Genomic DNA, 13,133 nt, shown 5'->3' with positions numbered 1-13,133 from the left:
CGGTCAGAGAATCTTGCCCACGGGCAGCTTCTTCTCCGCCTGGAACGTCTCCTCGGCCCGCCCGGCCGCCCAGTACCCGGACAGGGATACCTGCGAACGCTCGAGCCCGCGGACGTCGAGCAGTTCCTTCCGGGCAGCCTTCATGGCCTCGCGCTCGCCGTGCACGAACGCCTGCACCCCCGCGGTGTCCTCGGGCCACGCGGCGTTCGCGAGTCCCGTCACGAGGGCGCGTTCACCGTCCTGCTGAGCGGCGCGGTGCACCCAGCGCACCCGGACGCCCTCGGGGATCGCGAGGTCGGTGAGGTCGAGTTCGTGGGAGGCGTCCTCGACCTCCAGGACGGCTTCTCCGCGCGCCGAGGCGGGCAGCGCCTCGAGGTTCGCGAGCACGGCGGGGACGGCGGCGTCGTCGCCAGCGAAGACGCTCCACGCGGCGGCCGGATCCGGGAGCCACTTGCCGCCCGGGCCGAGCGCCACGATCCGGTCGCCGGGGGACGCGGCATCCGCCCACGGCCCCGCATAGCCTTCGGTGCCGTGCAGGGCGACGTCGATCCACACGGTCTCGGTGTCGGGTTCCGTGTGGCGCAGGGTCATGTGCCGCGTGACGGGCTGGTCCTGGGGTGCGGCGTTTTCGCGCGCGGCCCAGTAGTCGGGGAACGCGCCGGGCGCGGTCGCCGCGAGCGTGGCTGCGGAGAAGAAGACGAGCTTGACGTACTTCTCCGGCGCCTCCATGTCTTGGAACTGCTCGGCGTTCTCGATCCTGCACACCACGCGCACCATGCCCGGGGAGAGCTGAATCCGGTCCGTAACCGTGAGGTTGAGCTGGGGTTTGCGGGGTCGCGCCGGAGTTTGTGTCATGCGTCCAGCGTAGGTGCTGCTACGCGGGCAGTTCCCACGAGACGGGCTGGGCGCCCTGTTGTTGCAGCAGCTCATTGGCGCGGGAGAACGGGCGGGAACCGAAGAACCCCCGGGACGCGGACAACGGGGACGGGTGCACCGATTCCACGGTGGGCGCCCCACCCAGCCAGTCCTTGGTGCCGCGGGCGTCGCGACCCCACAGGATGCCGACGAGGGGTTGCTCGCGCGCCCCGAGCGCGCGGATAGCGCACTCCGTGACCGCTTCCCAGCCCTTGCCCCGGTGGGACGCGGGGAAGCCCGCGCGCACCGTGAGGACCCTGTTGAGCAGCATGACGCCCTGCTCGGCCCACGAGGACAGGTCCCCGTGCGCGGGCGGCGTGATCCCCAGATCGGAGTGCAGTTCCTTGTAGATGTTCTGCAGGGACCGCGGGATCGGGCGCACGTCCGGGGCTACCGAGAACGAGAGGCCCATCGCATGGCCCGGGGTGGGGTAGGGGTCCTGGCCCACGATCAGCACCTTGACCGCGGACATCGGCTCGCGAAGCGCGCGGAAGATGTGGTCCCCAGCGGGCAGGGTGTGGTGGCCCTCGGCGTGTTCGGCGCGCAGGAACTCGCCCACGGCCCGGATCTGCGGCTCCACGGACTGCAAGGCACGGGCCCACTCCTCGTTCATGATCTCGTGCAACGGGGGCGGGGTGTTCACGGTGCGACCTCCAGGGCGTGCGGCCTCCGGGTACCGCCCGGAGCGTTAGGGTTGAGCCCATGTCTACCACGGGCGACGGCCTCGACGAGCTCGACCGGGCCATCCTGGACCTGGAGTCCGAGCACTGGAAGTACCGCGGCGCCAAGGAGTCCGCGATCCGCTCCCGCCTGGGGTTGAGCCCCGTGCACTACTACCAGCGGCTCAACGCCCTGATCTCCTCAGAGGCCGCCGCGCGCCACGCCCCCATGCTGATCTCCCGGTTGCGCCGCGCGCGCAATCGCTGAGCGGGTCCCCGGGTGCGCGTGGGATAGTGGGCAGCGCACCGCGGACCCCTGACCGCCGCGGGTCCGGCAGGCGGGGCGCACGCCGTCCCACGGTCCCGGCACCCGCGGGTCGGCGCCCCTGGTCCCACCGTTCGTTGAGGAGAGCCACAGCATGAGCGAGTACCCCCGTGACGAGTTCGACGACGTCCCCGAGGACGGCGCCCGGCAGGGTGCCCACCGGGGCCATAACCCGAATGCCCGAGCGGGGTCCCGGGGCAAGTTCCTGGCGATCCTCGTGGCCGGTGTGCTCGCCCTCGTCCTGGGGGCGGTGGCCTTCGTGAACGCCCCGCGCACGGCCCAGGAAGCGCTCGCCCTCTCCGCCGCAGCCGTTGCGGTGTCCCCTGACGACGACGCCGCGGCCGGTGCCTCCGGGGTCGGTGCCTCTGTGGCCGGTGCCTCCGCGGTGGGTGCCGTGGCGCTCCGGACGGCCGCGAGCGACGTCGTGCCCGGAGCCCCCGCGGCCGCCTGAGCCGCCCGTTCAGCCGGGGACGAAACCTGAGTCCACTGGACGCAGGGCGTTTGCGGTTCCGGCATGACGAGTGCCACTATGGGATTAGCACTCAGTCGCGTGGACTGCTAACCGGGTCCGGTGGTGGTCGCGCGGCGGACGAGTGACATCACGGTGAGGTGGTTGCGGCGCGGTGAGGATCGCGGCGCGGCACCGTCCGTCGCGGGCATCGTGATGACAAGTCTTGTTTGTCAACCGTCCAGGAGGGACGAAACACATGGCAAAGATGATCGCATTCGACGAAGAAGCCCGCCGCGGCCTCGAGCGGGGCCTGAACACCCTCGCCGACGCCGTCAAGGTCACCCTCGGCCCGCGCGGACGCAACGTGGTCCTCGAGAAGTCCTGGGGTGCCCCCACGATCACCAACGACGGCGTGTCCATCGCCAAGGAGATCGAGCTCGAGGAGCCGTACGAGAAGATCGGCGCCGAGCTCGTCAAGGAAGTCGCCAAGAAGACCGACGACGTCGCCGGTGACGGCACCACCACGGCCACCGTGCTGGCCCAGGCCCTCGTGAAGGAAGGCCTGCGCAACGTGGCCGCCGGTGCGGACCCGCTGTCCCTCAAGCGCGGCATCGAGAAGGCCGTGGCCGCGGTGACCGAGCAGCTGCTGTCCTCCGCCAAGGAGATCGAGACCGAGGAGGAGATCGCCGCGACCGCGTCCATCTCCGCCGCGGACCCGGAAATCGGCAAGCTCATCGCCGAGGCCATGGAGAAGGTCGGCAAGGAAGGCGTCATCACCGTCGAGGAGTCCAACACCTTCGGGCTGGACCTCGAGCTGACCGAGGGCATGCGCTTCGACAAGGGCTACCTCTCCGGTTACTTCGTGACCGACGCCGACCGTCAGGAAGCCGTCCTCGAGGACCCCTACATCCTGATCGTCAACTCCAAGATCTCCGCCGTGAAGGACCTGGTCCCCGTGCTCGAGAAGATCATGCAGGCCGGCAAGCCGCTGCTGATCATCGCCGAGGACGTGGACGGCGAAGCGCTCGCCATGCTCGTGCTGAACAAGATGCGCGGGGCCGTGAAGTCCGTGGCCGTCAAGGCCCCCGGCTTCGGTGACCGCCGCAAGGCGCAGCTCGCGGACATCGCGATCCTCACCGGCGGCCAGGTCATCACCGAAGAGGTGGGCCTGTCCCTCGAGTCCGCCACGATCGACCTGTTGGGCCAGGCCCGCAAGGTCGTGGTGACCAAGGACGAGACCACCATCGTGGACGGTGCCGGTACGCAGGAGGAGATCGAGGGCCGCGTGGCCCAGATCCGCGCGGAGATCAACAACTCCGACTCCGACTACGACCGCGAGAAGCTGCAGGAGCGCCTGGCCAAGCTGGCCGGCGGCGTGGCCGTCCTCAAGGCGGGTGCCGCCACCGAGGTCGAGCTCAAGGAGCGCAAGCACCGCATCGAGGATGCCGTGCGCAACGCCAAGGCCGCCGTGGAGGAGGGCATCGTCGCCGGTGGTGGCGTGGCCCTGATCCAGGCCGGTGCCAAGGTCTTCGAGTCCCTCGGCCTGTCCGGGGACGAGGCGACCGGTGCCAACATCGTCAAGGTCGCGATCGACGCACCGCTCAAGCAGATCGCGCTCAACGCCGGGCTCGAGCCGGGCGTCGTCGTGGACAAGGTGCGCGGGCTCGAGACCGGGTGGGGCCTCAACGCCGCGACCGGCGAGTACGAGGACCTCATGGCCGCGGGCATCAACGACCCCGTCAAGGTGACCCGTTCCGCCCTGCAGAACGCGGCGTCCATCGCCGGGCTGTTCCTGACCACCGAAGCCGTGGTCGCGGACAAGCCCGAGCCCGAGGCCGCCGGTGCGGGCGCGGGTGCCGATCCCATGGGTGGCATGGGCGGCATGATGTGATCTCGCTCTTCTGAGTGAGTTCCGCCCGGCCCACGGGTGGACATCCCGGGAACCCCGGGGACACCTGCTGTCCCCGGGGTTCTCGCATCTCCGGGAGTGCTCGCGCACCCGGGTGCTCTTCGCGCGCCCGGGTGGTGCCCCCGGGGCGGTCCGCTGAACCGCGGACCAATGCGAGACCGGGTGATCGCCTACCAGCGGCGGTGGTTCAACGTGTCGGGAGGTTTTGCGAGGATGAGCGCATGACGATCATCGCTTCCGCGGACGGCTCCGCACTCGGCAACCCCGGACCCGCGGGGTGGGCCTGGTACATCGATCCCACCTCGTGGCGCGCGGGGGGTTGGGCCCACGGGACCAACAACATGGGCGAGCTCACCGCGGTGCTCGATCTGCTCCGCTCCACCCGGCACCGCGCGGACGAACCGCTGCGGGTGCTGTGCGACAGCCAGTACGTGATCAACTCGGTCACCAAGTGGATGCCGGGCTGGAAGAAGAAGGGCTGGAAGAAGCGCGACGGCAAACCCGTGCTCAACGTGGAGATCATGAAGGCGCTGGACCGCGAGCTCTCCGGTCGGGACGTCAGCTTCGAGTGGGTCAAGGGGCACGCGGGTCACGAGCTCAACGAGGCCGCGGACGAGCGCGCCCGCGCCATGGCCACGGCCTACCAGTCCGGCACCGCGCCGGAGGACATGCCCGCGGGGCCGGGCTTCCGGGACGACGCGGGCCGCGGAATCGAGGCGGGAGACGTGGAACCGGATCTTTTCTCCGCGTGGGCCTCCCCGGAGGACCTCCCGGCGGGTCACGCTGGGTCCACGGAATCCACGGAATCCACGGACTCCACGGACTCCAACGGCACCCCCGAGCATCTCATCTCGGACGCGGCCTCGCGTGAGGCCACGGTCCTCGGCCGCGGGAATGCTCCCGGTGGACCGGGGGAGTCCCTGCACCCCGACCTGGTGTGCGTGGACCGGCGAGGTGCCACGACAGCCCCCGAGTCCGTGCTGAGCATCGTCGAAGCGGCAGGGTGTGAGCCCCGGGAGCTGCGGGTCACGGCCCTGGGCGCGCACGCCTACCACGTGAGCTACCGGCTCGAGGAGACATCCGTCGTGACCCGGCGCAGTTCCGTGTGGGTCCGCGAGGATCAGCACCACGACATGGGCCCATGGCTACTGCGGTACCACCAGGTCACGGCGGAGGTCTGAGCCCGGGCTCACCCGGCGAACATCCGCGCGTTCGCGGCCTCGGTCTCGGCGTACTGGGTGCCCGCGGTCGCGAGCGCCTGGTTGATCTGGGCCACGGCCTGTTCCATCTGGGCCTGCGCGGAGCGCCAGGAGTGGAAGGCCTCCTGGAAGCTGGCCGAGGCGGTGCCGGTCCACGAAGCCTGGAGATCGGCGAGCGTGGCGCTCATGCCGTTGACCTCGGAGCTGAGCCGTTCGATGTGCCCGTGGGCCTGCTGGGACTTGGCGGCAATGGTGTCACTGTCCACGACGAAGTGGGCCATGGTGGTTCCTCCCTGGAGCGGATGCGGTGGCCCGGTGGATTGCCGGGCCCGATCCACGCTAAGCAGCACGTGCCGCGCAACGCCCCGGAGAGGGAGGGGATGGGGACTCAGGCGTCCTCGGAGTCCTCGTCCACAGGTTTCGTGTGGGGGATCCGCACGGTGAAGGTCGCCCCACCGCCGTCGGTCTCCTCGAGTTTCACCGCGCCGTCGTGCTGGGCGATGATCGCGGCCACGATGGACAGGCCCAGCCCCGTGCCGCCGGTTTCGCGGGTGCGGGAGGAATCCGCGCGGTAGAAGCGTTCGAAGACGCGCTCGGCGTCCTCCCGGTCGATACCGGGCCCGTGGTCGCGCACCTGCAGCACGGAGGTGAACCCGCCGTCCACGGCACTCTCCAGACCCACCGCAAGTTCGAGCGGCGATCCCGCGGGGGTGTAGCGCAGGGCGTTGGTGATCAGATTGGCCACGACTTGGCGCAGCTTGGACTCGTCCCCGTGCACCCACGCGGCCTCGGGCTGGGAGTCGTGCAGCCCCACGACCCGCACCGTGCGGTCCGGTGCCGTGGCGTGGGCGTCGGACGCGGCGTCGTACGCCAGGTGCAAGAGGTCCACTGGTCGCGTGGTGGCGACCCTGCGTTCGTCCAACCGGGCCAGGGTCAGCAGGTCCTCCACGAGCTGGGTCATCCGCTTGGACTCGGACTCGATGCGTTCCATGGCCTTGGCCACGTCCTCGGGCGTTTGCAGCGCGCCGTGGCGGTACAGCTCCGAGTACCCGCGGATCGACACCAGGGGGGTGCGCAGCTCGTGGGAGGCGTCCGCCACGAACCGCCGCAGTTTGATCTCGGAGCGGGTGCGGGCGTCGAACGCGTCCTCGATGTGGCCGAGCATTGCGTTGAGCGAGCCCGAGAGCTGTCCGATCTCGGTCTGGGGGTTGTAACCCTCCATGCGCTGAGAGAGGTCCCCCTCCGCGATCCGGGCGGCCGTGGCCTCGACCTGCCGCAACGGTTGGAACGCCCGGGTGACCATGACCCAGCCCACGGTCATGGCCGCGAGCAGGGTGGCCAGGCCGAAGCTGAACGTCAGCAACCCCACGCCGGAGATGATCGCGTTGGTGCGGTCCAGGGGTTCGGCCACGACCACGGACATGTCGAACGCCGTGAGCTTGGTGGGCACCACCCGCCACTTGCGCTCGGGAGCGCCCACGGATCCCACGGTCTCCGCCTGGCCGTCGTGGGCCATGACGTAGTCCAGGGTCATCCCGCTCAGATCTGGACTCGAGCTGCCCGGGGACGTGCCGGTACCGCTGCGAGCGCTCGCCACCACGTTGCCGTTCTGATCCAGCAGGTACCCCGAATTGGGCACCGGTGTGGTCACGTCACCCTGCAGCGCTCCCGTGAGCACCGGGGCCACGGTGTTCACGGACCCGCGCAGTTCCTGGTCCATGCTGGTCACGAGCGAGTCGCGCAGCACGGACACGGCCACGAGCGTGGTCACCGAGATGCTGATGGCCAGCAACAGCCCCGTGAGGGCCATCAGCTGGGAACGCAGGGATGCGGAGCGGAACCGGCGGGTGAGGACGTTCAATGGTTCAGTGGCGCTTGTCCGCCGAGCGCAAGAGGTAACCCACGCCGCGCTTGGTGTGGATCAGGGACGGCTGCTCGGGGTCGTTGTCGATCTTGCGGCGCAGATAGGAGATGTAGGACTCCACGATGGAGGCGTCCCCGTTGAAGTCGTACTCCCACACGTGGTCCAGGATCTGGGCCTTGGACAGCACCCGGTTGGGGTTGAGCATGAGGTAGCGCAGCAGCTTGAACTCGGTGGGGGACAGGTCGATCTCGCGCCCGCCGCGGAAGACCTCGTGGGCGTCGTCGTCCAGGACCAGGTCGTCCACGCGCAGCCGGGAGTCCTCCTCCTCGAGCGGCTGGGTGCGGCGCAACACGGCGCGGATGCGGGCGACGACCTCGTCCAGACTGAACGGCTTTGTCACGTAGTCGTCACCGCCCACGGTCAGGCCGGCGACCTTGTCGTCGGTGTCGTCCTTGGCGGTGAGGAACAGGATGGGGAAGTGGCGTCCGGCGGCGCGCAGCTTGCGGGTCACGGAGAATCCGTCGATGTCCGGGAGCATGACGTCCAGCACGGCGAGGTCAGGGTCCTCGGCCTCGGCCTTGAGCAGGGCGTCCCGGCCGTTCGCCGCGGTGACCACTTCGAAGCCCGCGAATCGCAGGGAGGTGGCCAGCAGTTCCAGGATGTTGGGTTCGTCGTCGACGACGAGCAGTTTCGCTTCGGGTGTTTTCGTGTTCACGCCCGTCAGTATCTCCGAGTTTCCTGAATGGATTCTGTTCTCCGGCCGTCCGTTATCTGGAAGGACGGCGACGCCGCTGCGCGCGCCTCAGCGGGCCGAGCGCCGCCGCGCGCCCCGCAACAGTTCCACGCACATCAGCAGGAAGGCCACGGGGAGGAAGATCGCGGGGAAGACCGTGAACCCGCCCCAGATCACGTGCCCGCCGGCGGCCGCCACGAGCACCGCCACCAGCGACAGCACGCACACGAACGCGAGGACCAGTGTGACGACGAGCAGGGGGGACATGCCCCGGCGAGGGCTCGGGGAGGTGCGGCCGGATGCGGTGGGAACGGTGGGTTCGGACATGGTCCTCACGGTAGCAAGGACCGGTTACGCGGTGGGTTGAATCCGGACCCGGGGCGATCATGAGGGGGCTAAACTATTGACTTCGCGAGCAGCCGGCGTTCCCTCCGGTGGCCGCGCAGACACGGCGACGAGAGACTGAGGTGATCCGCGTGCCCACGGGCAAGGTCAAGTGGTTCGACGCAGACAAGGGTTTCGGCTTCCTGGCCACCGACGACGGCCAGGAAGTGTTCCTGCATTCGTCCGCCCTGCCCAAGGGGGTCACCACGGTCAAGCCCGGGACCCGCATGGATTTCGGGATCGCGGACGGCAAGCGCGGTGCGCAGGCCCTGTCCGCGACCTTACTGAGCAAGCCGCAGTCCGTGGCTCGCAACACGCGCAAGCCCCCCGAGGAGATGGCCGTGCTCACCGAGGACCTCATCCGGTTGTTGGACGGGATGTCCAACGGACTGCGCCGGGGGCGCTACCCGGACCACTCGCACGGCAAGAAGATCGCGACCATCCTGCGCACCGTGGCGGATGAGATCGATGTCTGAGACCACCGCGGAGACCGCTCCGCAGCGACCCGCGGGGCGTACACGCACACCCAAGCAGGACCCGGTGCTTACGGGCGCGGTGGATCTCGCGCGGGAGGCTGTGCTGGCCCCCGTGACGGACGCGTCCTCGGTGGGGGAACACCTCGGTGTCACCGTGCACGAGGACCGGCTGCTGACCCACCTCTTCGACTGTCGCCTGGCTGGCTACCCCGGCTGGGCGTGGTACGCGACCGTGGCCCGGGCCCCGCGCAGCAAGCACGTGACCGTGTGCGAGACCGGCCTCGTGGCGGGTCCTGATTCCCTCCTGGCCCCGGATTGGGTGCCGTGGGAGGAGCGGATGCAGGCGCTCCAGGAGCAGGAGGCGCAGGACGAGCACGACTCCCCGGCGGAGGGGGACGAGCACCCGGACGACGGGCAGGACTCCGCCGACGCCGAGCACGCCGGTGACGGTGACACCGCACCCGCCGAGGAGACCTCCACCGATGGGGAGACCTCCCGCACCGAGGACGAGTACGCTGCATCGGAAGACGCCGAGGACGGCGCAGCATCGTAGGCAGCGGACCGGCCGCCGCCCCCGGGACCCCGCCGCCGGCGGTCCCGGAGTCGGGGATGTTTCGGTCCCTGCGCATCCGTAACTACCGTCTGTGGTTCACGGGTGCGCTCGTGTCCAACGTGGGTACGTGGATGCAGCGCACCGCCCAGTCATGGCTCGTGTTCGATGAACTGACCGATCACGACGCCACGGCCATGGGCGTGGTGATGGCCCTGCAGTTCGTTCCGCAATTGCTGCTCGCCCCCTACGCGGGGGTGCTCGCGGACCGCTACGACCGGCGCCGGATCCTTGTGATCACGCAGGGTGTCATGGCGCTGCTGGCCCTGGGGTTGGGCATCCTGTTGCTCCTGGACGTCGCGCAGTTGCCCACCGTGTACGCGTTCGCGCTGGGCCTGGGGATCGTCGCGACGTTCGACGCCCCCGTCCGGCAGACGTTCGTCTCGGAGATGGTCCCGGACACCCACGTGTCCAACGCAGTGGCCCTGAATTCCACATCGTTCAACTCGGCGCGGTTGATCGGTCCCGCGGTCGCCGGTGTGCTGGTCGCCGCCGTGGGCACGGGGTGGGTCTTCATGATCAACACCCTCACGTTCGCCGCGATGATCTGCGCGATCGTGCTGATCGACGCCGCCAAGTTGCGTCCCGCTCCACGCGCGCGGCGGGCACGCGGGCAGATCCGGGAGGGCATCGGCTATGTGCTCCACCGCCCGGACCTCGTGGCGGTCATGAGCACGATCTTCATGATCGGCACGTTCGGGATGAACTTCGCCGTGTTCCTCGCGGCCATGGGTGGTTCCGTGTTCGGGCGCGGCTCCGAGGAGTTCGGCGTCCTCAACTCGATCCTGGCAGTAGGCACCCTGACCGGGGCGTTGCTCTCCGCCCGCCGCGCGCGGGCGCGGTTGCGCTACATCTTCTTAGGCTGCGTGGCCTTCGCGATCACGTGCCTGGGTGCGGCCACCGCCCCCACGCTGTGGGTTTTCGCGCTGTGGCTGATCCCGTGCGGCATCGCGTCGCTCACGATCATGACCACCGCCAACGCCTATGTCCAGACGACCACCGCACCCGCGATGCGCGGGCGCGTGATGAGTCTCTACATGGCCATCTTCATGGGCGGTACGCCGATCGGCGCACCCACCGTGGGGTGGCTGACCGACACGCTCGGGGCGCGGTGGGGCATGGGTGCGGCGGTGCTCGCCGGGGTCGTGGGCGCGCTGATCGGCGCGTGCTTCGCGTGGCGACTGCGCCGGGAACGGCAGCTCGCGACGTCGTCCACGGCGGCTCCGGGGACGACGTCGCGCGGCTGAGTCCGCTCAGTCCAGGCCGTTCGCCACGGCCCAGTCGATGCACTCCAACAGGGCGCGGACGTCCTCCGACGGTACGGAGACGAACGTGGCGATCCGCAACTGGTTGCGCCCGAGCTTGCGGTACGGCTCCACGTCCACCACGCCGTTCGCGCGCAGGACGGCCGCGATCCGGGCGGCGTCCACCGCGTCGTCGAAGTCCACCGTGCACACCACGGGGGAGCGGTGCTCGGCCAGCGTGACGAACGGGGCGGCGACGTCGCTGCGTTGCGCCCAGTCGTAGACGAGCCCCGAGGTCTCCGCCGTGCGGCGGGATGCCCAGTCCAGACCGCCCTGGGCGTTGAGCCAGCCCGCCTGCTCGTTGAGCATCACGAGCCCCGCGAGTGCGGGGGTGTTGTAGGTCTGGTGCTTGCGGGAGTTCTCCACGGCCGTGGCAAGGGACAGCACGTCCGGGATCCAGCGACCGGACGCGGCGATGCGCTCGACCCGCTCGAGCGCGGCGGGGGAGAAGGCGGCGAACCAGATCCCGCCGTCACTGCCGAAGTTCTTCTGCGGGGAGAAGTAGTAGACATCGGTCTGAGAGAGGTCGACCGCCATCCCACCCGCGGCGGACGTCGCGTCGATGACCGTCAGAGCGCCGTCGTCCGCGTGAACGCGCTGTACGGGCATGGCGACGCCGGTGGAGGTCTCGTTCTGGGGCCACGCGTAGACGTCCACCCCGGGCGCCACGCGAGGCCCCTCGGGGCGCGAACCGGCCGGGGCCTCGATGACCACGGAGGGTTCGAGAAACGGTGCGCGATCCGTCACGTGCGCGAACTTGGCGCCGAACTCCCCGAAGCTGAGGTGCTCGGCGCGCCGGGACACGAGGCTGAAGGCCGCGCTGTCCCAGAAGGTGCTGGACCCACCGAGACCCAGCACGATCTCGTACCCCTCGGGCAGTGCGAAGAACTCGGCGAGGCGCTCCTGCACCTGCGCTACCAGGTTCTTGACCGGGGCCTGGCGGTGGGACGTACCCAGCAGTGTGCTGCCACCGCGTTCGAGCGCGGCCACCTGCTCGGCCCGCACCCGGGACGGGCCCGCGCCGAAACGGCCATCCGCGGGCAACAGGGACGGGGGGATCACGGGCATGCTGGTCACGAAGGCTCCTCTGGCGGGCGGTCGGGTGTGTCCCCCATTGTGCCCGCCCGGGGAGTCGATGGCGCGTTCGAGACGCCTGCCATCAGGACACCCACTGGCTATAATTATCCTGAATCATTCAGACTAGGCTGAACGGCAGCCCCCATCGGGGGTCGTTGACCCGCGCGCTGTGGTGCGCAGAAATCTGAGGACGAACCATGAGCGGCGATCTGATCGACACCACCGAAATGTACTTGCGCACGGTGCTGGAGCTGGAGGAAGAGGGGATCACCCCCATGCGAGCCCGCATCGTGGAACGCCTGCACCACTCCGGCCCCACCGTGTCTCAGACCGTCTCCCGCATGGAGCGCGACGGCCTGCTCTCGGTCGCGCCGGACCGCTCCCTGCAACTCACCGAGGCCGGGCGCACCACCGCTGTGTCCGTGATGCGCAAGCACCGGCTCGCCGAACGACTCCTCGCGGACGTGGTGGGCCTGGACATGGCGCACGTCCACGAGGAGGCCTGCCGCTGGGAACACGTGATGAGTGAGCGCGTGGAACAGCGGCTCGTGAACCTCCTGGGGGATCCCGAGAACTCCCCGTACGGCACGCCCATCCCGGGGCGGGGCGAGCACCACGGCACCGGTGCCGCGGCTGAGGTCTTCGACGGCCTCACCCTGCTCGAGGTCGCCGGAGCCCAGGACTCCACGGAGTACGTGGTCCGGCTGCTGCCGGAAGTGGTGCAGGCGGATCAGGAACTCATCGAGATGCTCAGCTCCGCGGGCATCCTCACGGGCTCCAGGGTCACGGCCGAGATCAACCCCGGGGATGAGAACCGGGTCGTGGTGACCCGGGTCGATTCGGGAGTGTCCCTGGACCTGGACTCCGCCACCGCGCGCGCCATTCGGGTGGCCGCCGCCGAAGCCTGATCGCCGCTGCGTCTCTCCGCGGTTGCTTCCGGTGACGTCGGAACGCGACGCGCCGTGATCTTCGAGAAGTTGACCGTGATCTCCCGACGGTGTGGACAATCACGGGTGATCGGCGCGGTTTCGACCTTCGCTCACTGGGTGAGCCCCGTATCACCGCAGGTCAGGGGGCTTTTCCGTGGTGTGGGCTTTCGAGCGGGCGGCGTGCTGAGGCGGCCGATTGATATCGACGGTCGTGGTAATCCACGGTGATTCATAGCGACCGATGCCCGATGCGTGATCGGCTGTAATCAAAACGTGACATTTTCGTTATCCATCCTGT

Annotated in this window: 15 protein-coding genes; 8 read left to right on the top strand and 7 right to left on the bottom strand. The window is 69.4% G+C overall.

Annotated features, from left to right (window positions below; all coding sequences use genetic code 11):
- Positions 1-3: 3 nt before the first annotated feature.
- Positions 4-855, bottom strand: a complete 852-nt coding sequence (locus RF650_RS01505; protein WP_131333347.1) for a siderophore-interacting protein — start codon at positions 853-855, stop codon at positions 4-6.
- Positions 856-874: 19 nt separating this feature from the next.
- Positions 875-1,558 carry a uracil-DNA glycosylase gene (locus RF650_RS01500; protein WP_207387843.1) on the bottom strand — a complete coding sequence of 228 codons (684 nt, stop codon included), beginning with the start codon at positions 1,556-1,558 and terminating at the stop codon, positions 875-877.
- A gap of 59 nt (positions 1,559-1,617) precedes the next feature.
- Here RF650_RS01500 and RF650_RS01495 point away from each other — a divergent pair, with 59 nt between their 5' ends.
- From RF650_RS01495 to RF650_RS01480, 4 genes are all read left to right on the top strand, one after another.
- Positions 1,618-1,842: a DUF3263 domain-containing protein gene (locus RF650_RS01495; RefSeq protein WP_035963809.1), complete on the top strand. Its 225-nt coding sequence runs from the start codon at positions 1,618-1,620 to the stop codon at positions 1,840-1,842.
- Between the two features lie 151 nt (positions 1,843-1,993).
- Positions 1,994-2,350 carry a hypothetical protein gene (locus RF650_RS01490; RefSeq protein WP_242670472.1) on the top strand — a complete coding sequence of 119 codons (357 nt, stop codon included), beginning with the start codon at positions 1,994-1,996 and terminating at the stop codon, positions 2,348-2,350.
- 256 nt (positions 2,351-2,606) lie between these two features.
- On the top strand, positions 2,607-4,241 hold the full coding sequence (gene groL / locus RF650_RS01485; RefSeq protein ID WP_064847215.1) for a chaperonin GroEL: 1,635 nt from the start codon (positions 2,607-2,609) through the stop codon (positions 4,239-4,241).
- A gap of 239 nt (positions 4,242-4,480) precedes the next feature.
- Complete coding sequence (locus tag RF650_RS01480; protein WP_368813875.1) at positions 4,481-5,440, top strand: RNase H family protein; 960 nt, start codon at positions 4,481-4,483, stop codon at positions 5,438-5,440.
- An 8-nt stretch (positions 5,441-5,448) separates the two neighbouring features.
- Here RF650_RS01480 and RF650_RS01475 read toward each other — a convergent pair whose 3' ends face one another.
- From RF650_RS01475 to RF650_RS01460, 4 genes are all read right to left on the bottom strand, one after another.
- Complete coding sequence (locus RF650_RS01475) at positions 5,449-5,739, bottom strand: WXG100 family type VII secretion target (protein ID WP_064847213.1); 291 nt, start codon at positions 5,737-5,739, stop codon at positions 5,449-5,451.
- A 107-nt stretch (positions 5,740-5,846) separates the two neighbouring features.
- Entirely contained in the window at positions 5,847-7,319 is a 1,473-nt protein-coding gene (locus tag RF650_RS01470) for a cell wall metabolism sensor histidine kinase WalK (RefSeq protein WP_207387842.1), read from the bottom strand.
- A gap of 4 nt (positions 7,320-7,323) precedes the next feature.
- Positions 7,324-8,037, bottom strand: coding sequence for a response regulator transcription factor (locus tag RF650_RS01465; RefSeq protein ID WP_035963961.1), 714 nt, complete (start codon positions 8,035-8,037; stop codon positions 7,324-7,326).
- Between the two features lie 87 nt (positions 8,038-8,124).
- Positions 8,125-8,382 carry a hypothetical protein gene (locus RF650_RS01460; RefSeq protein ID WP_131333345.1) on the bottom strand — a complete coding sequence of 86 codons (258 nt, stop codon included), beginning with the start codon at positions 8,380-8,382 and terminating at the stop codon, positions 8,125-8,127.
- Positions 8,383-8,531: 149 nt separating this feature from the next.
- Between RF650_RS01460 and RF650_RS01455 the strand changes: the two genes are divergently transcribed.
- The 3 genes from RF650_RS01455 to RF650_RS01445 are packed head-to-tail and all read left to right on the top strand — an operon-like array spanning position 8,532 to position 10,772.
- Entirely contained in the window at positions 8,532-8,915 is a 384-nt protein-coding gene (locus RF650_RS01455; RefSeq protein WP_131333344.1) for a cold-shock protein, read from the top strand.
- Positions 8,908-9,468: a DUF3027 domain-containing protein gene (locus RF650_RS01450; RefSeq protein WP_239318923.1), complete on the top strand. Its 561-nt coding sequence runs from the start codon at positions 8,908-8,910 to the stop codon at positions 9,466-9,468. The genes RF650_RS01455 and RF650_RS01450 overlap by 8 nt, the downstream gene beginning before the upstream one ends.
- Before the next feature lie 56 nt (positions 9,469-9,524).
- On the top strand, positions 9,525-10,772 hold the full coding sequence (locus RF650_RS01445) for an MFS transporter (RefSeq protein ID WP_085107044.1): 1,248 nt from the start codon (positions 9,525-9,527) through the stop codon (positions 10,770-10,772).
- Between the two features lie 6 nt (positions 10,773-10,778).
- On the opposite strand, the gene serC is transcribed toward RF650_RS01445, so the two are convergent.
- Positions 10,779-11,897: a phosphoserine transaminase gene (gene serC, locus RF650_RS01440; protein WP_131333983.1), complete on the bottom strand. Its 1,119-nt coding sequence runs from the start codon at positions 11,895-11,897 to the stop codon at positions 10,779-10,781.
- A gap of 206 nt (positions 11,898-12,103) precedes the next feature.
- Here serC and RF650_RS01435 point away from each other — a divergent pair, with 206 nt between their 5' ends.
- The gene (locus tag RF650_RS01435) at positions 12,104-12,814 is read left to right on the top strand and encodes a metal-dependent transcriptional regulator (RefSeq protein ID WP_064847209.1); all 711 of its coding nucleotides are present in this window, start codon (positions 12,104-12,106) and stop codon (positions 12,812-12,814) included.
- Positions 12,815-13,133 lie beyond the last annotated feature (319 nt).

The organism is Kocuria sp. CPCC 205297 (assembly GCF_040981035.1).
GTDB lineage: Bacteria > Actinomycetota > Actinomycetes > Actinomycetales > Micrococcaceae > Kocuria > Kocuria marina.
The sequence above is the reverse complement of the archived record's forward strand: the minus strand, read 5'-3'. Positions and strand labels throughout refer to the sequence as shown.

What these genes read in the sequence shown, in the direction of transcription:
- RF650_RS01445 (WP_085107044.1), top strand. Translation starts at nt 9,525, where the DNA reads ATGTTTCGGTCCCTGCGCATCCGTAACTACCGTCTGTGGTTCACGGGT.
- RF650_RS01480 (WP_368813875.1), top strand. Translation starts at nt 4,481, where the DNA reads ATGACGATCATCGCTTCCGCGGACGGCTCCGCACTCGGCAACCCCGGA.
- RF650_RS01450 (WP_239318923.1), top strand. Translation starts at nt 8,908, where the DNA reads ATGTCTGAGACCACCGCGGAGACCGCTCCGCAGCGACCCGCGGGGCGT.
- RF650_RS01460 (WP_131333345.1), bottom strand. Translation starts at nt 8,382, where the DNA reads ATGTCCGAACCCACCGTTCCCACCGCATCCGGCCGCACCTCCCCGAGC.
- RF650_RS01475 (WP_064847213.1), bottom strand. Translation starts at nt 5,739, where the DNA reads ATGGCCCACTTCGTCGTGGACAGTGACACCATTGCCGCCAAGTCCCAG.
- groL (WP_064847215.1), top strand. Translation starts at nt 2,607, where the DNA reads ATGGCAAAGATGATCGCATTCGACGAAGAAGCCCGCCGCGGCCTCGAG.
- RF650_RS01495 (WP_035963809.1), top strand. Translation starts at nt 1,618, where the DNA reads ATGTCTACCACGGGCGACGGCCTCGACGAGCTCGACCGGGCCATCCTG.
- serC (WP_131333983.1), bottom strand. Translation starts at nt 11,897, where the DNA reads ATGCCCGTGATCCCCCCGTCCCTGTTGCCCGCGGATGGCCGTTTCGGC.
- RF650_RS01435 (WP_064847209.1), top strand. Translation starts at nt 12,104, where the DNA reads ATGAGCGGCGATCTGATCGACACCACCGAAATGTACTTGCGCACGGTG.
- RF650_RS01490 (WP_242670472.1), top strand. Translation starts at nt 1,994, where the DNA reads ATGAGCGAGTACCCCCGTGACGAGTTCGACGACGTCCCCGAGGACGGC.
- RF650_RS01505 (WP_131333347.1), bottom strand. Translation starts at nt 855, where the DNA reads ATGACACAAACTCCGGCGCGACCCCGCAAACCCCAGCTCAACCTCACG.